The organism is Aurantiacibacter sp. KMU-128, from assembly GCF_056933515.1.
Genome location: NZ_JBXORT010000001.1, coordinates 2,125,804 through 2,147,460, shown reverse-complemented (window position 1 = coordinate 2,147,460; position 21,657 = coordinate 2,125,804). Strand labels below are relative to the sequence as shown.

The window sequence follows — 21,657 nt, the reverse complement described above, 5'->3', positions numbered from 1 at the left end:
GCGATCAGCTTACGGGCTGGTCGGCAGAACTTCGTCTTCGCCTTCTTGGCCAGCGGCGATCAGGATCGCACCGACAATGGCGGCGAGAGCAAAGATGCCCACGAGCAAACCGGGCCCGTTGTCTTCGTCATGATCGTCAAGCCGTTCAGCCTGAGCATCAATCGAAGCCGGTGCACGGTCAAACTGGCTTTCCTGCGCCAGAGTCGGCGTAGCCGTCAGGGCGATTGCGGCGGCGGCGGTTGTAAACAACTTGGCAGTCATCGCGGGTAAAATCCTCACTATTTAATCCCTCGTTGATTCCGCCCTAGCGCGTCTTTGCGTTAATGGCGAGCTAAAATTAGGTATCAATCTGTCACATTTGCGCCTTGAGAGGGGCCATCGCTTGGCAGGCGTTGCATATCTGCATCATAAACCTGCCGTCCGGCAACCCATGTCTCTTCAACCTCGATCGCGCGAATCTGTTCCGGGCTCGACATGAGCGGGTCGGCAGAGAGCACCACAAAGTCCGCGCGCTCTCCCGGTGCCAGCGTCCCGAAGCGTCCCTCGGCAAAGCCTGCATAGGCCGCATTGGCGGTGTAGGCGGAGAGCGCCTGTTCGCGGGTTACCGCCTCTTCCGCGCGCCATCCGCCAAACGGCTCGCCATCGGCGTTGGCGCGGCTGATCGCCACGGCAAGGCCTGCCAGCGGATCAACCGGCTCCACCGGCGCATCGGTGCCGAAAGCCAGCGTGCCGCCTGCATTCAGGATGGTGCGCCAGGCGTATGCGCCGCCCAGCCGGTCACTCCCCAGCCGCGCTTCCGCCATGAACATATCGCTGGTCTGGTGCACCGGCTGCATACTTGCGATGATGCCGTGCTGGCCGAAACGGGCGATATCGGCGGGATCGACAATCTGCGCGTGTTCGATCCGCCAGCGCCGGTCGCCGCCAAAGTCGGCGGACAACTCCTCGATCGCGTTCAGCGCCTCTGCGTTGGCGGCATCGCCAATCGCGTGCACCGCCACCTGATAATTGCCTAACGCGGCGCGGCTCATCAGATTGCGCAATTGCGCCGGGGTGAGCAGCGGGAGGCCGCGATTGCCGTGGTCGTCCTCATAATCGTCCTTCAACAGCGCGCCGCGCGAACCCAGTGCGCCATCGAGATACAGCTTCACCCCGTTAAGCCGCAGCATATCGTCATAGAGCCAGTCGGTCGGGCGTTCGCCGCCGATCAGCAGCATGGTTTCGACCGAATCGGCGTAGGCCATCACCCGCACCGAGAGCCAACCGGCATCGCCCGCGCGGCGGATCGTCATCCAGTCTTCCAGCGTCGTGCCCATGTCGGCCATTGCGGTAATGCCATAGCTCAGCAGCAATTGCTGCGCGTTGTAGAGCGCCTGTTCGCGGTCGCGCGCGCGCGGCGGCGGCACTTGTGCGCCGACCATCGGCATGGCTGCATCGACCAGCACGCCCGCCGGTGCGCGGCTGCCGGGCAAGCGTTCGATTCGCCCGCCGGATGGGTCTTGCGAAGCGGCTGTGACGCCACCCGCCTGCAAAGCCAGCGTGTTGGCCCAGCCGGCATGGCCATCAACCCGCTCGAGCCAGACGGGCCGGTCAGACACCACCGCGTCCAGTTCGGCAGCGGTAGGAAAGCGGCCAAGACCCCAGATTTCCTGATTCCACCCGCGCCCGATAATCCACGGGCGGTCGGGATATTCCTCGGCGTAGGCGGCGATGGCGGCGAGCGCCTCGTCGAGCGAACGCGTACCCGACAGGTCGAGCACCATGGTGCCGAGCCCCAGCCCCATGAGATGCGCGTGCGCGTCGATAAAGCCCGGCACGATGACGCGGCCTTCCAGATCTTCGCGGAATTGCACGGTGATGGAAGGATCGTCGCCGAAATCGAGCAGTTCCACGACGCGCCCGTCAGCATCGATCACTATGCCGACAAAGCGGTCGACATTACCTTCACGGTCGATGGAAATGCCGTCGACATTGTCGATCCATGTTTGTGCAAAGGCGGGTGTGGCCGTGAGGAGGGCAGCACTGGCTGCCAGAGTGGCGAGTAACTTCACTTGGATTTTACCTCCGGCAAATGGCGGATGAGCGCGCTGGTATCCTGCCGGGCGCCGCCCGCAGCCTGCACCTGCGCATAGAATTGATCGACGAGCGCGGCGACGGGGAGCGACAGGCCTTCCGCTTTCGCTTCGCCCAAGGCGATGGCAAGGTCTTTGCGCATCCAGTCGATGGCGAAACCGAAATCGAATTCGCCGCGCACCATCGTTTGCCAGCGGTTTTCCATCTGCCAGCTTTGCGCCGCGCCGCCGCTGATCGCTTCCAGCACCTTGTCCGTATCCACACCGGTCGCTTGTGCCAGTCGCACACCTTCGGAGAGGCCCGCGAGCACGCCTGCGATGCACACTTGGTTGACCGCCTTGCATGCCTGCCCTGCGCCCGGCCCGCCAATATGCACGATCCTTGCGGCATATTTGTCCATGACCGGTGTGGCCTTCGCCATCGCCGCGTCCGATCCCCCGCACATGATCGCGAGCCGGCCGTTTTCCGCCCCAGCCTGCCCGCCCGACACCGGCGCATCGACCGCGTGGAGGCCCAGCCGCTTGCATTCTTCGTCGATCCGGCGGGCGAGAGCGGGGGAGACGGTGGTGTGATCGACAAAGGTCGCGCCCGGCTTCATCGCCGCCAGCACCCCGGCTTCTCCGAACAGCACCGATGCAACGTCGTCATCATTGCCGAGGCAAGCGAGTACCACGTCCTTGTCCGTAGCAGCTTGCGCGGCATTCTTTTCGACACTCACCGCAAGCCCTTCGTCCGCCAGCGCCTTCTCCCACGCCTGCGCCTTGGCGAAGGTGCGGTTGTATCCGGTTACGGCAAACCCGGCGCGGGCCAGATGTCCGGCCATCGGCGCGCCCATTACGCCGAGGCCCAGAAAAGCGATTGCTGTCATGGCGCGGATAGGTGCCGTGTTCTCATGCCAAAGGCAATGCGTCTGAAAGGCAATCTTTCAGGGGGCGATAGTTTGCACCCTATTCCCCTTCGCCGTTCCAGCGGCTAGGCGACCTTCCCCATGACCGAGCCGACTTTGAACCTCGCCGATATCGAAGCAGCCGCACAGCGGATTGAAGGTGCAGTGGTGCGCACGCCCACCATGTATTCGCAAACGCTTTCCAAGATTACCGGCGCGGAAATCTGGCTCAAATTCGAAAACCTGCAATTCACCGCTGCGTACAAGGAACGCGGCGCGTTGAACGCGCTGCTGCAACTGACCGACGAGCAGCGTGCGCGCGGTGTGATTGCGGCGAGCGCGGGCAACCATTCGCAGGGCCTTAGCTATCACGGCACGCGGCTAGGCGTGCCGGTCACCATCGTCATGCCGCGCACCACGCCAGTGGTGAAAGTGATGCAGACCGAGGCGGTGGGCGGCAATGTCGTGCTGGAGGGCGAGACCTTCGACGAAGCGAGCGCCCATGCACGTACGCTGGAGCAGGAACTGGGCCTCACTTTCGTCCATCCCTTCGACGACCCCAAAGTTGCCGCAGGGCAGGGCACGGCGGCACTCGAACTGTTTGCCGATGCGCCCGATCTCGATTGCATCGTTGTGCCTATTGGCGGCGGCGGGCTGATTTCGGGCATGGCGACCGTGGCCAAGGCGATGCCCGATCCGGTCGAAGTGATCGGAGTGGAGGCGCAGCTTTTCCCCTCCTCCTATAATGCCTTCAAGGGCGAGGATCTGCCGAGCGGCGGCGACACGCTGGCCGAAGGGATTGCAGTCAAGCAGCCGGGCAAATTCACCCAAGTGGTCATCAACCGGCTGGTCGATGATATCGTGCTGGTGGACGAGCCGCATCTGGAAGAAGCGGTGAGCCTGCTGTTGCAGATCGAGAAGACGGTGGTGGAAGGCGCGGGCGCGGCGGGGCTGGCGGCGATCCTTTCCTACCCCGAACGCTTCCGCGGCAAGCGCATCGGACTGGTGCTGTGCGGTGGCAATATCGATACCCGCTTGCTCGCCAATGTGCTGCTGCGCGATCTCGCCCGCTCGGGCCGTCTTGCCCGTTTGCAGATTACCTTGCAGGATCGCCCCGGCGCGCTGTTTAAGGTGATGCGCGAGTTCGATGCGCACAGCGTCAACATCATCGAGATCTATCACCAGCGGATTTTCACCAATCTGCCCGCCAAGGGGCTGGTGACCGATATCGAGTGCGAAGCGCGCGACAAGGCGCAACTCGACGCTTTGGTACAGGCGCTCACCGCCAAGGGATATGCCGTTAGCCAGGTCGAATTGAACTGACCCGATACGGGATGCTTTGCCTGCATGGGCAAGGGACTTGTGGAAATTATTCCTCCCCAAGCGGCTTTTTTTGGTTAACATGGTTCTACGGGCGATTCAGCCGTGCAACACAGGCGGCAGTTGCAATCGCCCGTTCGACGCGCCTTGGTGGCGCGGGATGTGCTGAATTCGAGAGGATCGACCAAGACCGTGACGGCCCCCGTTCGCTTCCCCCGATTCTTCGTCACGAGCCCCGCGCCTTGTCCGTATCTTGAGGGCAAGACCGAACGCAAAGTCTTTACCGAGCTCAAAGGCCCGCACGCCGAACAACTGAACGATGCGCTGGGCCGCATCGGTTTCCGCCGCAGCCAGACGGTCGCCTATCGCCCGTCCTGCGCCGATTGCCGCGCCTGCGTTTCGGTGCGCGTGTCTGCCTTCGATTTCCGGCCATCGGCATCGCAAAAGCGTATCCTTAAGCGCAATTCGGATCTGGTCGCCACCGAATGCAAGCCCTGGGCAACGGCAGAGCAGTTTGAATTGCTGCAACGCTATCTTGAGCATCGCCACCCCGGCGGGGGCATGGCGGCGATGGACGAGGTCGATTATGCCGACATGGTGGAACACACCGCCGTCTCGAGTTTTGTGGTGGAGTACAGGGAGCCGTCGCCCACCGGCGGCGTTGGACGTTTGGTCGCAGCGTGTCTAATGGATAGGCAAGCGGACGGTTTGTCCATGATTTACAGTTTCTTCGACCCAGACCACAAGGATCGCAGCGGGCTTGGTACCTATGTCATTCTGGACCATATTCGCCGTGCTGCGCGCGGGAAGCTGCCTTTCGTCTATCTCGGCTATTGGGTCGAAGGCAGCGCGCGGATGCAATACAAGGTGCGCTTCCGCCCCTTGGAAGTGCTTGGACCGCAGGGCTGGCGGCGTCTGGGGGATGACGAACAGCGCGCGCTTATCGACAAATTCACGCGCGACGGGGGCGAAAGGATACCTGCTCCCGATGGCGGATCAAAAGACAATACGCCGGGCCTGCAAGCCGAGTATAAGCTCGCCTGAGCGCGTGCTTCGTCGTGCTGCCGTGCTGGCGGCGCTGGGCGCGTGCAGCCTCGCCGCGCAGCCTGCCTTTGCGCAGGACACGCAAGGCAGGGCGCAAGATCGCTCGCTTGAAGACCTGATCCCCGATGCAGCGGTGGCCGATCCGGAGGCGTGGGCGGCGCAAGGTGTGCCCGATGCCGAACTCCAGGTGGGCCTGGACGAATTTTTGTCTCTGCCGAGGATCGATGCCAACTCTCCGCTCGCCGATTTGCCCGAGATAACCCTTCCTTGGCCCGATGCCTTGGAGCGTCCGCAGCTCGCGCCGCTTGCGCCGGATGAGGAACCCATCGAATTCGTCGCCTTCGACGAAGAAATCCCGCCGCTGCCGCCCGGCAGCGAGGAACGGATTTCGGACGAATTGGTACTGGTGTTTCCCAGCGAAAATGCGCTGTTCCCCGAACGCGACGAATTCCTCGCCCGTTTCGAGGCCTTGTCCAGCATCGAACAATTGGACGATGACGACAATCTCGCCCGCTTGGCTGCGCAGGCACGCGATGACGAGGCGCTGCTGAACGAGCTGCTGCGCGTTTACGGCTATTACGATGCACAGGTGATCCGCAGCGTAGGAAATGTCGATGACGGGGTGGAGAGCGATGTCGATATCCCGGCCGCGCGCTTCGATATCATCCCCGGCCCGCGTTACCGCTTTGGCGCGGTCGATCTGGGCAATCTGGTGCTGGCGGGCGCGGCCTATGACGAACTGCGCGAAGCCTTCGGCGTCTATCCGGGCGATTTCATCTCGCTCGACGCGGTGACCGACGGGCGCACAGCCCTTGAAGAAGGACTGGCCGAAGGCGGCTTCCCCTTCGCCGTTGTGCGCGATCCCGAACTCGATATCGACCACGCCCGCGACGAGGGCGATCTTACCATGCAGGTGAAGCCGGGTGGCGTCTTCGTCATGGGCGAAGTGGTGAGCGAGAACGAGGATTTCCTCTCCAGCGAACACCTCACCCGCATTGCCCGGTGGGATCCCAACGATCTTTATATGCGCAGCGACGTGGTCGATCTGCGCAGCGCGATACTGGCCACCGGCATTGTCGGCTCGGTCGATCTCCAGCCGGTGGTGGTGGCAGAGCCTGACGGGGATCAACCCGGCATCGTCAACATCGCCGCATCGCTTACGCCCGCACCCTTGCGCACGCTGGCGGGCAGCATCGGTGTTGGCACCGAGGAAGGTATCCGGATCGAAGGGATGTGGGAACACCGCAACCTTTTCCCGCCCGAAGGCCTGCTGCGCGTACGCGGCATTCTCGGCACGCAGGAACAATTGGCGGGGGTGACGTTCCGCCGCGCCAATTTCACCGGGCGCGACCGTATCCTGACGGTGGATGCCTTCGCCAGCACCATCGATTACGAAGCCTATGATGCCCGCACGCTTTCGCTGACCGGCAGTTTCGAGCGGGTGAGCAACCTCCTGTTCCAGAAGGAATATAGCTGGTCTGTCGGCATCGAACTGGTGGCCACGCGTGAAAGCGAGTTTGACGTAAACCGCGTCGAATTGCCGAGCGAGGACTATTTCATCGCCGCGCTGCCGCTGTTCGGCCAGATCGACGAAACAGACGACCTGCTCGATCCCACTGAGGGCTGGCGCGCATCCTTGCGCCTTTCGCCCGAAGCCTCGGACAATGACGGGGTGCAGAGCTTCTACCTGCGCAGCCAGGCGGACTTTTCCTATTACCAGCAAGTGGGCGACGATACGGTGCTGGCCGGGCGGCTGCGTTTGGCCAGTACGCCGGGCAGCGAGTTAGAAGGGATTGCCCCGTCACGGCGGCTTTATGCCGGTGGCGGCGGATCGGTGCGTGGCTATGGCTACCGCCAGATCGGCCCGCGCACCGATGAAGGCGATCCGGCGGGCGGGCGCAGCCTTGTCGAGGTGTCGGCAGAGGCGCGGATCGGCACGCCCTTCTTCGATGGTGCGCTGAGCGTGGTGCCGTTCATCGACGCAGGCTCCGTTGGCGAGGACGAGCTGCCCGATTTCGGCAATATCCAGTTCGGCGCGGGCGTGGGTGTCCGTTACGAAACCGACTTCGGCCCATTGCGCCTGGATGTGGCGGTGCCGCTAAACCGGGGGCCGAACGATGAATGGATCGCGGTCTATATCGGGCTGGGTCAGGCGTTCTGATGGCGGAAACACCGGCGACAGAGAACGAGACCGAGGTGCCAGCGCCCGCTGCTCCCGTCTCCTCGACATTTCGCGATTTCTGGGCTTTTCGCGCGGTGCGTTGGATTGTCTACACGCTGCTCGCGCTGTTCCTGCTGTTGCTGCTCTTCATCGCCTTTCTGCACACGGCGCCGGGCCGCCAATTCGTTATCGACCAGATCGAGGAACTGGAGCTCGAATCCGGTTTGCAGATCGATATTGGCGAAATCGACGGCTCGATCCTGTGGAGCGCGACATTGCACGATGTCGAACTCCGCGATGCGAATGACACGCTGTTTCTGGAAGTGCCCACGGTCGACCTCAACTGGCGGCCCTTGAAGTGGTTCGTCAGCGGGCTCGATATCCGGCATCTCGTGCTGACCGACGGCACGCTCTATGCCGCGCCGGAGCTGCTGGAAGGCGATCCCGATGCGCCGATCCTGCCCGATTTCGATATCCGCATAGACCGCTTTGCCATCGACAATCTGACCATCGCAGAAGGGCTGATCGGCGAGGAGCGGATCGTGAGCTTCGCGGCCGAAGCGGATATTCGCGACGGGCGGGTGTTCCTCGATGCGGGCGGCGATCTGGGCGGGGCGGATGTTTTTACCGCGCTGATCGACGTGCAGCCCGATGGCGACGTGTTCGATATCGCGGTCGATTACCAGGCTCCGGCAGGCGGAGTGCTGGCCGAGCTTGTCGGTGCGGAGCAGGATCTTGCGCTGCAGGTTGAAGGTGATGGCAGCTGGTCGCGCTGGGAGGGCGAGATACTCGCGCTGCAAGGCGGGGAGGAACTGGTCGAAGGACAGTTGTTCAATGAAAGCGGCGAATACCGGCTGGTCGCCCGCATCAACCCGCTTGCCTATGTCGAAGGTCTCGCCGCAAGGGCGCTGGGCGACACGGTGATGCTCACCGCATCGGGCACGCTCGAAGATAGCGTGGCGGAAGGCGAATTCGTGCTTCGTGGGCGCGGCGTAAATGCCGACGGGGCGGGCGGTATCGACCTTGCCAATAACCGGTTCGAAGACCTTGTGATTGGCGCGCAGCTGCTCGACCCGCTGCTGTTCAGCGAGACGATTGCCCTGAATGGCGCGAGCATTGAAGGGACGCTGTCGGGCGGTTTCCGCGATTTTGCGATGCCGCACGAATTGCGCGTTGCCGAGATCGATCTCGCGGGCACGATTGTCACCAATGTCCTCCAGCGCGGCACGCTGGCCTACGACGGAGCCCGCTTCACCTCCAGCCTCGATGCCGCAATCGGGCGCGTGGTGAGCGGCATCGAGCTCGCCGATCCGCGGCTGGTGGACGGGCGCGTGCGCGGCAATGTTGTGCTGGCAGGCGGCACGCTCACCTCCGACGATCTCGATGTGCAGTTCCAGCGGCTGAGCGCGCAGCTTGGCCTCTCCAGCGACTTCAACACCGGCGTCACGCGGGTGACGGGGCCTGTCGATATGCAGGACTTGCTGTTCGACGGGATTGGCGAAATCGATGGCGGTGCGCAAATCCGCTTCGTGATCGGCGGCGGCAATCCGTGGCAGCTGGAAGCCGATGTCAGCGGCGTGGTGTCGCGGGTGACCAATGCGACGCTCGCCAATCTGTCGGGCGGCAATATCCGCTTCGGCGGCGGCGTGCGTCTGGGCGAGGGCACGCCCATCGCCTTTGACCGCTTCAGCGTCGTATCGACCAAGGCCAATGCCATCCTCTCGGGCGATATCGATGGCGGAACCACAACGCTGGCGGGAAGCGGACGCCATGTCGAATACGGCCCGTTCACCGTGGAGGCGGAGCTGGCGGATGACGGCCCGCGCGCGGTGCTGGTGTTCGCCAACCCGTTGCCTGCTGCGGGTCTGCGCGACGTCCGCGTTGCGCTCGCGCCTACCGATGACGGGTTCCGGATCGCAACCGAAGGCGGATCGCTGCTCGGCGCGTTTGATGGTGAACTGCTGCTCAACATCGCGCGGGACGGGACGACGACGTTCGACATCACACGCTTCACCGTGTCCGCAACCCAGCTGGCGGGCGTGCTGACGCTCGTCGAGGGCGGGGTCGAGGGCAATCTCAATGTCGGGCGCGGCGGGCTTGACGGGACGATTGCGCTGGCGGTGCGCGCTGGCGGGCAGGGCTTCGATATCGACCTGACCGCGCGCAATGCTCGCTTTGATGGCACGACGCCGCTGCTCATCAACAGCGGCACGATTGACGCGGCGGGGGTGTTTGCCGATGGCGCGGTGAGCCTCAATGGCAACGCCAATCTCACCGGCCTCAGCTATGGTCAGATCTTCATCGGCCGCCTCGCGGCGCGGGCGCAGGTGACGGACAATGTCGGCCGCTTCAACGCCGCGCTGACCGGGCGGCGCGGCAGCCGCTTCGAACTGCGCGTGACGGGCGATGCCAGTGCCGAGCGGATTGCGGTGGCGGTGGACGGTTCCTACGATAACCGCCGCATTTCCATGCCGCGCCGCGCGGTCTTGCTGCCGCTGGAGGATGGCGGCTGGGAATTGCAGCGCAGCCAGCTTTCCTTCGGCAACGGCTTCGTGCTGGCGAGCGGGCGTTTCGGTGGCGGCTTGCCGATGCAGGGCACGCTCTCGCTCGTCGATATGCCGCTGAGTCTCTCCGATGTGCTGACCGGCGAGCTGGGCGTGGGTGGCACCGTGTCGGGCGTTGCCGAGATCACCGCCGGTCGCGGCAGCCTGCCGACAGGCGAGGCGCGGTTGATGATCGAGGGGCTGACCCGTTCGAGCGCGCTGCTGACATCGGAGCCGATGGACATTGCACTGGTAGCGGACCTTTCCGAAACGCTGTTCCAGGCGCGCGCGGTGATGGATGACGGCAACGGGCTCGACGGGCGCTTGCAGGCACGGATTGCCGGACTCCCCGCAAGCGGTACGCTGACCGAGCGGCTCTATCGCGGCAACCTGTTCGCGCAGCTGCGCTATAACGGCTCCTCCGCTGCGCTCTGGCGGCTGGCGGCGATCAGCCTGCTCGATGTGACCGGCGATGTCGCGGTTGCCGCCGACATTCGCGGCACGCTGGAGAACCCGCGCGTGGTGGGTTCGCTCGCGGGCGACGGCTTGCGGGTGCGCAGCGGGCTGATCGGCACCGATCTGAGCGATGTTTCCGCCGCCGGTCGCTTCACGGGTTCGCGCTTCAACCTCACGCGCTTCAGCGGCACCGCGCCCAATGGCGGCAGCGTGAGCGGCAGCGGCTATATCGACCTGTCGAACATCAGCCGCACGCGCGGGCCGAGCATGGATTTGCGTATCGCAGCAAGCAGGGCGGAGCTGCTCGACCTGCCCAATATGGGCGCGGTCATCAGCGGGCCAATGCGCATCATCTCCGACGGGCGGGGCGGCACGATTGCCGGTCGCCTCACCGCCGATAGCGCGCGCTGGCGGCTGGGCGCGGCGGCAGAGGCGATTGCCGAATTGCCGCAAGTGCTGACGCGCGAGCGGAACGTCCCCGGCGATATCGCGCCCATTGCCACAACCACGGGCCGCTGGCGCTACCTGATCGATGTCGGCGCGCCGGGCGGCATCGAGGTGGACGGGCTGGGGCTCGACAGCCAGTGGCGCACCGAAAGCCTGCAAATCCGCGGCACCACCGCCGATCCACGGCTGGGCGGCACGGTGGAAGTGGTGCCGCGGCAGGGCTTCTACTCCTTCGCCGGACGCCAGTTTGCGATCACCCAAGGTATCATCCGCTTCAGTGCGGCCGAGGCGCTTGATCCGCAGATCGATCTGGTGGCCGAAACCCGCGTAGACGGTTTGGCGGTGTCGGTCGACATTGTCGGGCGCGCCAGCCAGCCGCAAATCAGCTTCACCTCCAACCCCTCGCTGCCGCAGGAGGAGTTGCTCGCGCGGCTGCTGTTCGGCGGATCGATCTCCAACCTTTCCGCCACCGATGCGCTGCAACTGGGCGCGGCGGTGGCGAGCCTGCGCGGCGGGGCGGGGATCGACCCGATCAACCAGCTGCGCGATGCCATCGGGCTCGACCGGCTGCGGCTTGTCCCTGCCGACACTGCACTGGGGCGCGGCACCGCGATTGCGCTGGGGCGGACATTCGCCAACCGCTTCTATGTCGAGATCATCACTGACGGCGCGGGCTATTCCGCTACCAATGCCGAGTTCCGCATTTCCAACTGGCTCAACCTGCTGGCGACGGTGAGCACGATAGGCCGCCACAGCGCCGCGCTGGAATACCGGCGGGACTACTAGCCCTCCCGATACAGCGCCGCTTCCGCCGCGCGCCGCCGGACGAGGCCCTTGAGCACGCGCCCTCCGGCATAGACCCACCGGTCAAACTCGCGCGCCGCGCCTGCATGGTCGCCCGCTATATGCTTGCGCGTCAGCGTCGCCTTGCCGATGGCGCCAGTGTTGTAGTGGAAGCTGACCAGCGCATCGAACTGGTTCTGCGAGCGCGGCGCATCGCCCAGTGCGCGGGCAACTTCGCGGGCATAGCGCGCCAGATCAGCCTCCAACCGCGCATCGCATTGCGCCTGCGTCCACACCGTCCCTTTGGCGATGCGACCACCATGGAACCCGTCCTTGCCCGTAGCGCCCCAGCCGATTGTCCACGGATCGCCGCCCGTGCCGGGATCGGGATAGGCCTCGATCAGCCCGTCCGCCCGCTTCTTCGCACAGCCTTCGAAGTGTTGGATCAGCGCAATGCCCTTTTCCCCGATCTTTGAGGGGTTTGGCGCCGAACCTGTTACACCTGTTACACTGTCCTGAGCGGAAAAATCCGTGTGCATTCGGGCGGCTCCCTGAAGGACAGGCCGGGGGGAGGCGTGGCGGCGCAGCTTGCGGAAAAATTCGAGCATGGCGGCATAGGTCATAACAGTTTCCTCGCATCTTGGGGGAGAGGCAGCGAGGGCTAGGGCGACAGATCGCGTGTAGGAAAGGGTGACAAGAGCTCTTGACTGTAAAGACCTCTTGTCAGTAAAGAGCTCTTGTCAGGCAGAAAGGTGATTCGGTGCAGAACCGGTTGAAGGAACACCGCGAGATTCATGGCTGGAGCCAGGGCGAGCTTGCCCGGCGGCTCGGCGTGTCGCGGCAGACGATCAATGCGGTGGAGACCGACAAATACGATCCCTCGCTGCCGCTGGCATTGCGTATGGCGAAGCTGTTCGGCGTGAGCGTGCCGGAACTGTTTATCGACGATTGGGAACCCCAGACACAGGAAGGTTCGGAGTGATGGATATGTCTATCGAGCAGAACGAAGCGAAGGAAGGCATCAAGTGGCGCAAGCTGCTGACGTCGATGGGAATTGGTGCCGTGGTCGGCTTTGTCGGTGCATTCGGCCTGTTGCGGTTGGTCGATAGCGGCGCCCTTGGTGCATTGGACGTATCGCGCGAAATCGCGGCTCTGATCGGGTTGCTTTACGTGGTGACCGGCGGCTTTGTCGGCATCGGCGTGGTTAGCCCCAAGGTGGGGGCGAAGTTCCTCAATGTCGAAGACCCGGAAGAGTTGATGGAACAGCGCAAGATGCTCACTTACTCGGCGGTTAGCATGGTTCTGATGGGTGCTGTGTTGATGCTGCTTGCCCTTGCGCAACCCCTTGGCCCGGTGCCCGCGGGTTTGGCGATGGGTGCCACAGTGTTCACCTTCTTCGCCGCATGGTGGATGGGTCACCGCCAGCGGGCGCATATGGACGAGATGATGCGGCAGGTGAGCTATGAATGCGCCTCTACCGCGTTCTATCTGATCATGTTTTTCGGCGGCGGCTGGGCGATGCTGGCGCATCTGGAATATACCGCCGGCCCCGCGATGCTCGACTGGATAACGATGTTCGCGAGCTTCCTGCTGATCGCCGCCTTCTGGTCGACCGGCAAGCGTGGGTTGCTCAAGCCCCGCTAGGCGAGCGATCCAAAACGATTGTCCCAAGGCGCGGCGGAAGGCTCCAAGCTTTCCGCCGCGTCTTCGTATCCGCTTGGCCGCTACCGCATCAGCAGGAAGGCGGTGTAGCCGACATAGGCCGCCGCCAACACCGCCCCTTCGGTGCGGGTGATCTTCCATCCCGTGCGCAGCATCACAAGCAGCGCGGCGGTGACGCCCGCCATCGCCCACACGTCGAACGCGGCGATCTCTGCGGGCACATCAAGCGGGTGGATGATCGCGGTGATGCCGAGAATGCCGAGCACATTGTAGATGTTCGAACCGACGACATTGCCCAGCGCCACTTCCGAATGGCCGCGATAGACCGCGACGAGGCAGGCAATCAGCTCGGGAAGCGAAGTGCCCACGGCAACGATGGTGAGGCCGATCACCGCTTCGGACATACCCGCACTGCGCGCGAGGATCACCGCGCCATCGACCAGAAAACCCGCGCCGAAAATCGCAGCGGCAAGTCCCGCGACGATCATGCCGAGCAGGATCGGTGTGCTGTGCGTCTTTGGTGTGGTGTCTGCGGCCTCGGCAATGTGCCGTTCCTCCTCCGCGCCGCCGCTATCCTTCTCGGAGCGGTAGGCCCACACGACATAGGCCACCAGCGCCACCAGCAGCACCGCGCCGGTCAGCGCGCCAATCGTGCCCAGCATTACCGCGCCAATGCACAGCACGGTCGATCCCGCCAGCGCAATGGCGTCGCGGGTGAAGGCATCGGGCCGCACGGCGAGCGGCATGATGAGCGCGCTCACGCCCAGAATAAGGAGTATGTTGGCGATGTTGGAGCCGACGACATTGCCCACCGCGATCCCCGGCGAACCGGCGAACGCCGCTTGCAGGCTGGTCGCGAGTTCGGGCGTCGAGGTGCCGAAGCCGACAATGGTCAGGCCAGCGAGCAATGGCGAAATGCGCAGGATCGCGGCGAGGCCAACCGCGCCGCGCACAAGGAGTTCCCCGCCGATAGCGAGCAGGGCAAGCCCGCCCAGAATAAGCACTGCAGTCATGCGATGTGTTTCCACCGGATCACAAAAGCAATCCCGCCGACATCGCGCGCGCTCCGGTTGCGACACGCCAGAGGGGCCCGGTGGTGGCGCAGGATTTGCGCTGGAGCGTTGGATTTTTCAAGCGGAATGTGGAGGGCGAAAAAAAGCCGCCCGGATCGCTCCGGGCGGCTCTTTCATTGCAAACTGACCGTGGGATCAGGCGCTGTAATAGAGGTCGAACTCAACAGCAGTCGGTGTCGTTTCGACGCGCATAACTTCTTCCCACTTCAGCTCCATATAGGCTTCGATCTGGTCCTTCGAGAACACATCGCCCTTGAGCAGGAAGTCGTGGTCGGCCGCCAGCGAATCCAGCGCCTCGCGCAGGGAACCGCACACGGTCGGCACTTCGGCGAGCTCTGCCGGGGGCAGATCGTAGAGGTTCTTGTCCATCGCTTCGCCCGGATGGATCTTGTTCTGGATGCCGTCCAGACCCGCCATCAGCAGCGCGGCATAGGCGAGGTATGGGTTGGCCATCGCGTCGGGGAAGCGGAATTCCACGCGCTTCGCCTTCTCGCCCGAACCGTAGGGAATGCGGCACGATGCCGAACGGTTGCGCGCCGAATAGGCGAGCAGCACAGGCGCTTCAAAGCCCGGCACCAGCCGCTTGTAGCTGTTGGTGGTCGGGTTGGTGAAGGCGTTCAGCGCCTTGGCGTGCTTGATCACGCCGCCGATGTAATAAAGGCAGGTTTCCGACAGACCGGCATAGCCATTGCCCGCGAAGGTCGGCTTGCCATCGGCCCAGATCGACATATGCGTGTGCATCCCCGAACCGTTATCTTCCTTGATCGGCTTGGGCATAAAGGTCGCGGTCTTGCCATAGGCATGGGCGACCTGGTGCACGACATATTTGTACACCTGCATCCGGTCGGCGGTTTCCACCAGCGTGCCGAAGGTCAGGCCCAGTTCGTGCTGGGCAGCGGCGACTTCGTGGTGGTGCTTGTCACACGGCAGGCCCATTTCGAGCATGGTCGAGACCATCTCGCCGCGAATGTCGACTGCGCTGTCCACCGGAGCGACAGGGAAATAGCCGCCCTTGGCACGCGGACGGTGCGCCATGTTGCCGCCTTCGATTTCGGCGCCGGTATTGGTCGGCAGTTCGATATCGTCGATCTGGTAGCCAGATCCGGCATAGCCGTCTTCGAAGCGGACATCGTCGAACATGAAGAATTCGGCTTCCGGGCCGACATAGACGGTGTCACCAATGCCGGTGGTGGCGAGATAGGCTTCGGCGCGCTTCGCGGTCGAACGCGGGTCGCGGTTATAGCCTTCGCCGGTGCTCGGCTCGACAATATCGCAGCAGATGACCATCATCGGCGTGGCGCTGAACGGGTCCATATAGGTCGCGTCCAGATCGGGCTTCAGGATCATGTCGGATTCGTTGATGACCTTCCAACCGGCGATCGACGAACCGTCGAACATCAGGCCTTCTTCAAGCTGGTCTTCATCGAGCGCGCTGGCAACCATCGTCAGGTGCTGCCACTTGCCCTTGGGATCGGTGAAGCGGAGATCGACCCATTCGATTTCCTCGTCTGCGATCTGCTTCACGATATCTGCTGCGGTTGCCATTTTGGATTATCCTCCTGGGGTAAAATAGGCGTTGGGTAAGTTGGTATGCAAAAAGGGGATCAGAGGGCGTCGTCGTCGCGCTCTCCGGTGCGGATGCGGATGGCGGTGGCGATGTCGGACACGAAGATCTTGCCATCCCCGATCCGCCCTGTCTGTGCAGCGTTGGCAATCGCTTCCACCGTTTGTTCGGCGAGCGTATCGGGCACGATCACCTCGAGCTTCACCTTGGGCAGGAAATCGACGACATATTCGGCGCCGCGATACAGCTCGGTATGGCCCTTCTGCCGCCCGAAGCCCTTCGCCTCGGTCACGGTGATGCCCGAAACGCCGACTTCGTGCAGCGCATCCTTCACTTCGTCGAGTTTGAAGGGTTTGATGATGGCTTCGATCTTCTTCACAGGGTTTGCCCGTCCTTCGTAATTCTCTTCCGGCTCGGTGGCTCTATCGGCATCAGGCGGCCACCTGTTTCGCTTCATGCAACTCAAGAATCGTGCCAAAGCTGATGCCAGCAGGCCTAGCGGTTTGTGTGCGGGTGCGAAAGGGCGCTTTCGCAACATTTGCGCAGCGCAGCACGGCGTACGCGGAATATGCTTGCGCAAAACGGCTGCGCGGGATTCGCTTTGGGTGGTGAATTAGCAGGCAGGTGTGCCCAAAAGCTGGGCAGTAATGCGCTCTAACAGGCGGTGTCGATCAGACCCTTAAGCCCGCCAGCGGATCGCATCCGGCCATCAGGTTGAGCGATTGCACCGCCGCGCCTGCAGCGCCTTTGCCGAGATTGTCCAGCCGCGCCACCAGCCGCGCGCTGGTGCCCGCTTCGTCTGCCATCACCCAAAGGTCGATCCGGTCGGAAGCGGGTTCGTCCGCGCGCAGCAGCAGTTCGGCGGGCCGGTCTTCGTTGACGGTGACGAGCGGCGCATCGGCGTAATAGCGGATGAGTTCGGCGCGCAGCTTGTCCGCCGAAGCAGCGGTGCGCATGGCGGAGAGGCCGAGCGGTATCTCCACCAGCATCCCGCGAAAGGCGGGTACTACGGCGGGGGCGAAAACGGGCGGATACTGCAATCCGGCATTTTTCTGCATTTCCGCCAGATGCTTGTGATCGAGGCTCATGCCATAGGAGCGGAAGGCGATATCGCTTTCTTCCTCGAAGCGGGCGATCAGGCCTTTGCCGCCGCCCGAATAACCCGACACCGCATTGACCGAATACGACCAGTCGCGCGGCAGCAGCTTGGCGCGTACCAGCGGCGCGAGCAGAGCGAGGAAGCCGGTGGGGTAGCAGCCGGGATTGGCGACGCGCTTGGCCCCCGCAATCACGCTCGGCCCGACCAGTTCGGGGAAGCCGTAAATCCAGCCCGGCGCGGTGCGGTGCGCGGTGGAGGCATCAATCACGCGGGTGCCGCTGTCCGCATCGAGCATCGCCACCGCTTCCCGCGCAGCATCATCGGGCAGGCAGAGAATGGCGAAATCGGCGAAATTGAGCGACGTGCGGCGGCAATCGGGGTCCTTGCGCTCGGCATCGGACAGGCGGATGAGATCGAACTCCGCGCGGCCTTCCAGCCGCTGCGCGATCTCAAGCCCGGTAGTTCCTTCGGCACCGTCGATAAATACCGTGTGCGTCATGCGATGAGCGGTTCCAGCAGGCCCGCCCGGACATAACCCACCGGCCCGTCAACGCCGAGACAGCCCCACGCCCAGTCGCCGGTGACATCGAGCACTTCGAAACCGTCGCCTTCCATCAGCACGCACAATTCCTCGGCATTGTCGCGGTTCTCGCGCAGCAACGGTGCGCCGCCGGGCAGCACCGCGCGCGGTTGAGGGACGGCGTAATGCGGCACGAAGTAGCGCCCGGCGAGTGCGATATGCGCCAGATCGCCGCGCAGAGGCACCGATGCGGGATCAGGGCGTGCAACCGGCCCCGCAAGGACGAACGGCCCCTGCGGCTTGCTGCCCGCTTGCTGTGCATCACCCGATGGCAACCCGAGATGTCCTCTCCAGTAAAATACGTGGCGCGCTTAGCCGCGTCGCGCGCTTTGGGCAAGTTGCCCGAACAGCGGTGCGTTAACCGTAGCGCCCGCGCAGCATATGGAAGGCTGCGCGCAGGCCCAGCGCCGCGCCGCCCTTGGGTCTGCCGGGTTTGGGCACGGGCCGCCAGGCGAAGGTGTCGAAATGCGCCCAGTCGATGCCTTCGCCAACAAACCGGTCGAGGAAGCTGGCGGCAACGCTGGCGCCGGCAAAGCCGTTGGTGTGGGTGTTGTTCATATCGGCGATGTCCGATTTCAGCCATTCGCCATACGGCTCCCACATCGGCAAGCGCCAAGGTTCGTCATCATGCGCTTTGCCTGCGGCGATCAACTGCTCCGCGGTCTGGTCGCGGCGGGTGAAGAGCGCGGGCAAATCCGGCCCCACCGCCACGCGGGCAGCGCCCGTCAGAGTGGCAAAGTCGATCACCAGCTCTGGCTCGTGCTCGCTCGCCAGCGTCAGCGCATCGCCAAGAATGAGGCGACCCTCGGCATCGGTATTGCCGATTTCCACGGTCAGGCCCTTGCGGCTTTGCAGCACGTCGCCGGGGCGGAAGGCATTGCCTGCAATCGCATTCTCCACCGCCGGAACGATGCAGTGCAGATGCAGCTTGAGGCCCGCTTTCATCACCAGCTCGGCCAGCGCCAGTGCGTGCGCAGCGCCGCCCATATCCTTCTTCATCAGCAGCATTCCGCTCGCCGGTTTGATGTCGAGCCCGCCCGAATCGAAACACACGCCCTTGCCGACAATCGCCACTTTGGGATGCGCCGGATTGCCCCAGGTGAAGCGGATCAGCCGTGGCGCATGGCTGCGCGCGGCGGCGCGGCCCACCATGTGCACCATCGGGAAGCCGGTTTCGAGCGCGTCGCCGCGAATGACCTCAAGCTCTGCCTTGTGCGCCTTGGCGATCCGTTCGGCCTCGGCCTCCAGCGCGGCTGGGCCCATATCTTCGGCAGGCGTATTCACTAGCGTTGCCACCAGCGCGCAGGCCTGCGCCTCGGCCACAGCGAGGTCGATCTTGGCCACATCCTCGGTCAACAGGATACGCGGTCCCTCGGCTTCGGGATCATCGTGATAGCGGGTGAAGCGGTATTGCGCGCTTTGCCAGCCGAACAGCGCGGGGCCGGGCGACAGGCCATGCAGGCGATAGGTGCCAGCGGGCAAGACTTCTGCCAGGCGCGCAAGGCACCAGCTGGAAAGCTCTGCCGGATTGGCAACCCCGCCCACCGCGAACCAGCTTTCGTCGCCGCTGTCGCGGGCGGGCACAATACCTACTTGGTAGCCGCTTCCGTTGAACTTTTGCGCCGCCAAAGCAGCGCGTTGCGGGCCGGATAGGGTTTTGGCAAATTCCTCGAAGCCGGACTTGCTGACGAGGTGGATGGCGATGGCATCCTGCCCGCGATCGGGCTGGATCAGATCTGTTGCTATGCTCATAGAATAACGCTTGCCGTTTTCGCTCGCGTTTGGAAAGGCTGCGCGCGTGATGACACGACGATTCCTGTGCCTTGCGGTTCCGGCGCTCGCTTTGGCGGGTTGCGACGCATTGGGCGGGGAGGAGACGCCGCCGGATCCCCCGGCCACGCCCGCGCCCAGCGCAAGCGCCTCTTCCAGCGGCACGCCTCCGCCCGAAACGACCACCGGTGGCGCACGGCAAGTGACCGAGGAAACCGACACCTTCCTGTTCGAATACGCCTATCCGCAGGAAGCGGGCGAGGAACCCGGGCTTGCCGCTTGGCTCGACGAACGGATGGAACGCCAACGCGCCACGCTGGAGCGTGAAGCGATGGAAGGGCGCGAGCAGGCGCGCGACAACGGCTTTCCGTTCAACAAATATTCCAGCAGCACGACGTGGGAAGTGGTGGCCCAATTGCCCGGCTGGCTCAGCCTCTCTGCCGCGCTCGATACCTATTACGGCGGCGCGCATCCCAATTATGGATTCGATTCGATTGTCTGGGATCGCGAAAACCGGCGCGCGCTCGAACCGCTAGCGCTCTTTACGTCCGCCCAGGCACTCGATGCCGCGCTGGGCGAACGGCTGTGCGAAGCGCTGAATGCCGAGCGGGCGGAGCGGCGCGGGCAGCCGGTCGATCCCGAGGCGGGCGAGGCCTACGAAAGCTGCGTGGCACTGGAAGACACCAATGTCCTGCTCGGTTCGAGCAACCGGCGCAATTTCAACCGGATCGGCGTGCAGATCGCGCCCTATGTCGCAGGGCCTTATGCCGAGGGAGCGTATGAATTCACCTTCCCGGTGGACGAAGCGGTGCTGGCGGCGGTGAAGCCGCAATACCGTTCCGCTTTTGCCGGCGCCGAGTAAGCGGCGGCGTGAGTGGCGGGGCGAAAGCCCGCCTCGCAATTTGCCCGCTCCGCCGCTATATAGTCGCGCATGACGCAATATCAGCACGTAACTGCCGACACCTCGGTCTATCGCGACGGCACGATCAAGCTCCACGGGCCGGAAGGCTTTGAAGGAATGCGCAAGGCCGGACAACTGGCGGCGCAGATACTTGATGAATTGACGCAGCGGGTGGAGCCCGGTGTCACCACCGAAGAGCTTGACCGCGTGGTGCGCGAAATGACGCTGGATGGCGGCGCCGTGCCCGCAACGCTAGGCTATCGCGGCTATACGCATAGCTGCTGCATCTCGATCAACCATGTGGTGTGCCATGGCATCCCGTCGGACAAGCGGCTGAAAGACGGCGATATCGTCAATATCGACGTGACCCCGCTGCTCGACGGCTGGCACGGCGATACAAGCCGGATGTTCTATGTTGGCGAGCCTTCGCTCAAGGCGAAGAAGCTGGTCGAGGTTACGTACGAATGTTTGATGATCGGCATCGCGCAGGTGCGCCCCGGCGCGCGGCTGGGTGATATCGGCGCGGCGATCCAGCGGCACGCGGAAAGCCACCGCTACGGCGTGGTGCGCGATTTCTGCGGGCACGGCCTCGGTCGCCTGTTCCACGACGCGCCCGAAGTCGTCCACGCCGCGCGCGCGGGTACCGGGCCGGAGCTGAAAGCGGGGATGTTCATGACCATCGAGCCGATGATCAATCTCGGCCGACCGCACGTAAAATTGCTCAATGACGGCTGGACTGCGGTGACGCGGGACAAGTCGCTCTCCGCGCAATTCGAACACTCGATCGGCATCACCGAAGACGGCGCGGAGATTTTCACCGCTTCGCCCAAGGGTCTGCACCAGCCGCCCTATATTTGATCTGGCGCAAATTCGCGCGCGGCTTCTGCTGGTATAGCTCCCTTCCAACAGGGTGAGGGAGACCGACGATGCAATACCGATTCGCACTTCTTGCAGCTGGCGCAATGGTGCTCACCGCATGCCAGCACACCGCGCCCGAAACCGCAGCGGCGACAAATCCGCAAGCCCGAAGCGAGGCGCACGCTTTGGCGCAAGCGGCATGTGCGCAGTGCCACTCGGTCGAACCCTATGGCCTCTCGCCCAATCCGAACGCGCCCGAATGGGCAGCCATCGCCAACACGCCGGGCCTGACGCGCGAGAGCCTGACCGGCTGGCTGGTTGAAGCGCACAATTACCCCGAACAGATGGATTTCTATCTCGAAGAGGACGAGGTGGAACTGCTGGTTGACTATATGCTGACGTTGCGGCGGGCGGATTACCGGCCGGTGGAGTAAGCT

Annotated in this window: 19 protein-coding genes; 9 read left to right on the top strand and 10 right to left on the bottom strand. The window is 63.8% G+C overall.

Translation table 11 applies throughout. The features are described 5' to 3' along the window. Positions 1-9 precede the first annotated feature (9 nt). From ACS0VV_RS10535 to ACS0VV_RS10525, 3 genes are all read right to left on the bottom strand, one after another. Complete coding sequence (locus ACS0VV_RS10535) at positions 10-261, bottom strand: hypothetical protein (protein WP_483532661.1); 252 nt, start codon at positions 259-261, stop codon at positions 10-12. 83 nt (positions 262-344) lie between these two features. Beyond that, positions 345-2,051, bottom strand: coding sequence for an amidohydrolase (locus ACS0VV_RS10530; protein WP_483532660.1), 1,707 nt, complete (start codon positions 2,049-2,051; stop codon positions 345-347). Continuing rightward, complete coding sequence (locus ACS0VV_RS10525; RefSeq protein ID WP_483532659.1) at positions 2,048-2,941, bottom strand: NAD(P)-dependent oxidoreductase; 894 nt, start codon at positions 2,939-2,941, stop codon at positions 2,048-2,050. The genes ACS0VV_RS10530 and ACS0VV_RS10525 overlap by 4 nt, the downstream gene beginning before the upstream one ends. A gap of 120 nt (positions 2,942-3,061) precedes the next feature. Between ACS0VV_RS10525 and ACS0VV_RS10520 the strand changes: the two genes are divergently transcribed. From ACS0VV_RS10520 to ACS0VV_RS10505, 4 genes are all read left to right on the top strand, one after another. After that, a complete protein-coding gene (locus tag ACS0VV_RS10520) occupies positions 3,062-4,282 on the top strand; it encodes a threonine ammonia-lyase (protein WP_483532658.1) in 1,221 nt (406 codons plus the stop codon). A gap of 189 nt (positions 4,283-4,471) precedes the next feature. Further along, complete coding sequence (locus ACS0VV_RS10515) at positions 4,472-5,323, top strand: arginyltransferase (protein WP_483532657.1); 852 nt, start codon at positions 4,472-4,474, stop codon at positions 5,321-5,323. A 4-nt stretch (positions 5,324-5,327) separates the two neighbouring features. Further along, positions 5,328-7,484: an autotransporter assembly complex protein TamA gene (locus ACS0VV_RS10510; protein WP_483532656.1), complete on the top strand. Its 2,157-nt coding sequence runs from the start codon at positions 5,328-5,330 to the stop codon at positions 7,482-7,484. Then, positions 7,484-11,716: a translocation/assembly module TamB domain-containing protein gene (locus tag ACS0VV_RS10505; RefSeq protein ID WP_483532655.1), complete on the top strand. Its 4,233-nt coding sequence runs from the start codon at positions 7,484-7,486 to the stop codon at positions 11,714-11,716. The genes ACS0VV_RS10510 and ACS0VV_RS10505 overlap by 1 nt, the downstream gene beginning before the upstream one ends. Here ACS0VV_RS10505 and ACS0VV_RS10500 read toward each other — a convergent pair. Further along, entirely contained in the window at positions 11,713-12,252 is a 540-nt protein-coding gene (locus tag ACS0VV_RS10500) for a lysozyme (RefSeq protein ID WP_483532654.1), read from the bottom strand. The two genes, ACS0VV_RS10505 and ACS0VV_RS10500, sit on opposite strands and share 4 nt — an antisense overlap. A gap of 221 nt (positions 12,253-12,473) precedes the next feature. Between ACS0VV_RS10500 and ACS0VV_RS10495 the strand changes: the two genes are divergently transcribed. Both ACS0VV_RS10495 and ACS0VV_RS10490 read left to right on the top strand, forming a co-directional pair. Next, positions 12,474-12,695 (top strand): helix-turn-helix transcriptional regulator, encoded by a 222-nt coding sequence (locus tag ACS0VV_RS10495; protein ID WP_483532653.1) that lies wholly within the window; start codon positions 12,474-12,476, stop codon positions 12,693-12,695. Continuing rightward, positions 12,692-13,357: a hypothetical protein gene (locus ACS0VV_RS10490; protein ID WP_483532652.1), complete on the top strand. Its 666-nt coding sequence runs from the start codon at positions 12,692-12,694 to the stop codon at positions 13,355-13,357. Before ACS0VV_RS10495 ends, ACS0VV_RS10490 begins: the two co-directional genes overlap by 4 nt. An 80-nt stretch (positions 13,358-13,437) precedes the next feature. On the opposite strand, the gene ACS0VV_RS10485 is transcribed toward ACS0VV_RS10490, so the two are convergent. From ACS0VV_RS10485 to ACS0VV_RS10460, 6 genes are all read right to left on the bottom strand, one after another. Further along, positions 13,438-14,388: a calcium/sodium antiporter gene (locus ACS0VV_RS10485; protein WP_483532651.1), complete on the bottom strand. Its 951-nt coding sequence runs from the start codon at positions 14,386-14,388 to the stop codon at positions 13,438-13,440. Positions 14,389-14,583: 195 nt separating this feature from the next. Further along, complete coding sequence (gene glnA / locus ACS0VV_RS10480; protein WP_483532650.1) at positions 14,584-15,993, bottom strand: type I glutamate--ammonia ligase; 1,410 nt, start codon at positions 15,991-15,993, stop codon at positions 14,584-14,586. Between the two features lie 59 nt (positions 15,994-16,052). Then, positions 16,053-16,391 carry a P-II family nitrogen regulator gene (locus tag ACS0VV_RS10475; RefSeq protein WP_483533528.1) on the bottom strand — a complete coding sequence of 113 codons (339 nt, stop codon included), beginning with the start codon at positions 16,389-16,391 and terminating at the stop codon, positions 16,053-16,055. Between the two features lie 292 nt (positions 16,392-16,683). After that, positions 16,684-17,610: an N-acetyl-gamma-glutamyl-phosphate reductase gene (gene argC / locus ACS0VV_RS10470; protein WP_483532649.1), complete on the bottom strand. Its 927-nt coding sequence runs from the start codon at positions 17,608-17,610 to the stop codon at positions 16,684-16,686. Further along, the gene (locus ACS0VV_RS10465) at positions 17,607-17,966 is read right to left on the bottom strand and encodes a hypothetical protein (RefSeq protein ID WP_483532648.1); all 360 of its coding nucleotides are present in this window, start codon (positions 17,964-17,966) and stop codon (positions 17,607-17,609) included. The genes argC and ACS0VV_RS10465 overlap by 4 nt, the downstream gene beginning before the upstream one ends. Positions 17,967-18,048: 82 nt before the next feature. Further along, the gene (locus tag ACS0VV_RS10460) at positions 18,049-19,443 is read right to left on the bottom strand and encodes a leucyl aminopeptidase family protein (protein ID WP_483532647.1); all 1,395 of its coding nucleotides are present in this window, start codon (positions 19,441-19,443) and stop codon (positions 18,049-18,051) included. 49 nt (positions 19,444-19,492) lie between these two features. Between ACS0VV_RS10460 and ACS0VV_RS10455 the strand changes: the two genes are divergently transcribed. The 3 genes from ACS0VV_RS10455 to ACS0VV_RS10445 all read left to right on the top strand — a co-directional run bounded on the left by ACS0VV_RS10455 (position 19,493) and on the right by ACS0VV_RS10445 (position 21,654). Continuing rightward, positions 19,493-20,323 (top strand): DUF4163 domain-containing protein, encoded by an 831-nt coding sequence (locus ACS0VV_RS10455; protein ID WP_483532646.1) that lies wholly within the window; start codon positions 19,493-19,495, stop codon positions 20,321-20,323. A 69-nt stretch (positions 20,324-20,392) separates the two neighbouring features. Continuing rightward, positions 20,393-21,220: a type I methionyl aminopeptidase gene (map, locus tag ACS0VV_RS10450; RefSeq protein WP_483532645.1), complete on the top strand. Its 828-nt coding sequence runs from the start codon at positions 20,393-20,395 to the stop codon at positions 21,218-21,220. Positions 21,221-21,288: 68 nt separating this feature from the next. Beyond that, a complete protein-coding gene (locus ACS0VV_RS10445; protein WP_483532644.1) occupies positions 21,289-21,654 on the top strand; it encodes a c-type cytochrome in 366 nt (121 codons plus the stop codon). Positions 21,655-21,657 lie beyond the last annotated feature (3 nt).

Coding starts and splice junctions, on each gene's coding strand:
- ACS0VV_RS10535 (WP_483532661.1), bottom strand. CDS start 261: ATGACTGCCAAGTTGTTTACAACCGCCGCCGCCGCAATCGCCCTGACG.
- ACS0VV_RS10525 (WP_483532659.1), bottom strand. CDS start 2,941: ATGACAGCAATCGCTTTTCTGGGCCTCGGCGTAATGGGCGCGCCGATG.
- ACS0VV_RS10520 (WP_483532658.1), top strand. CDS start 3,062: ATGACCGAGCCGACTTTGAACCTCGCCGATATCGAAGCAGCCGCACAG.
- ACS0VV_RS10505 (WP_483532655.1), top strand. CDS start 7,484: ATGGCGGAAACACCGGCGACAGAGAACGAGACCGAGGTGCCAGCGCCC.
- ACS0VV_RS10500 (WP_483532654.1), bottom strand. CDS start 12,252: ATGCACACGGATTTTTCCGCTCAGGACAGTGTAACAGGTGTAACAGGT.
- ACS0VV_RS10485 (WP_483532651.1), bottom strand. CDS start 14,388: ATGACTGCAGTGCTTATTCTGGGCGGGCTTGCCCTGCTCGCTATCGGC.
- glnA (WP_483532650.1), bottom strand. CDS start 15,993: ATGGCAACCGCAGCAGATATCGTGAAGCAGATCGCAGACGAGGAAATC.
- argC (WP_483532649.1), bottom strand. CDS start 17,610: ATGACGCACACGGTATTTATCGACGGTGCCGAAGGAACTACCGGGCTT.
- ACS0VV_RS10460 (WP_483532647.1), bottom strand. CDS start 19,443: ATGAGCATAGCAACAGATCTGATCCAGCCCGATCGCGGGCAGGATGCC.
- ACS0VV_RS10455 (WP_483532646.1), top strand. CDS start 19,493: ATGACACGACGATTCCTGTGCCTTGCGGTTCCGGCGCTCGCTTTGGCG.
- map (WP_483532645.1), top strand. CDS start 20,393: ATGACGCAATATCAGCACGTAACTGCCGACACCTCGGTCTATCGCGAC.
- ACS0VV_RS10445 (WP_483532644.1), top strand. CDS start 21,289: ATGCAATACCGATTCGCACTTCTTGCAGCTGGCGCAATGGTGCTCACC.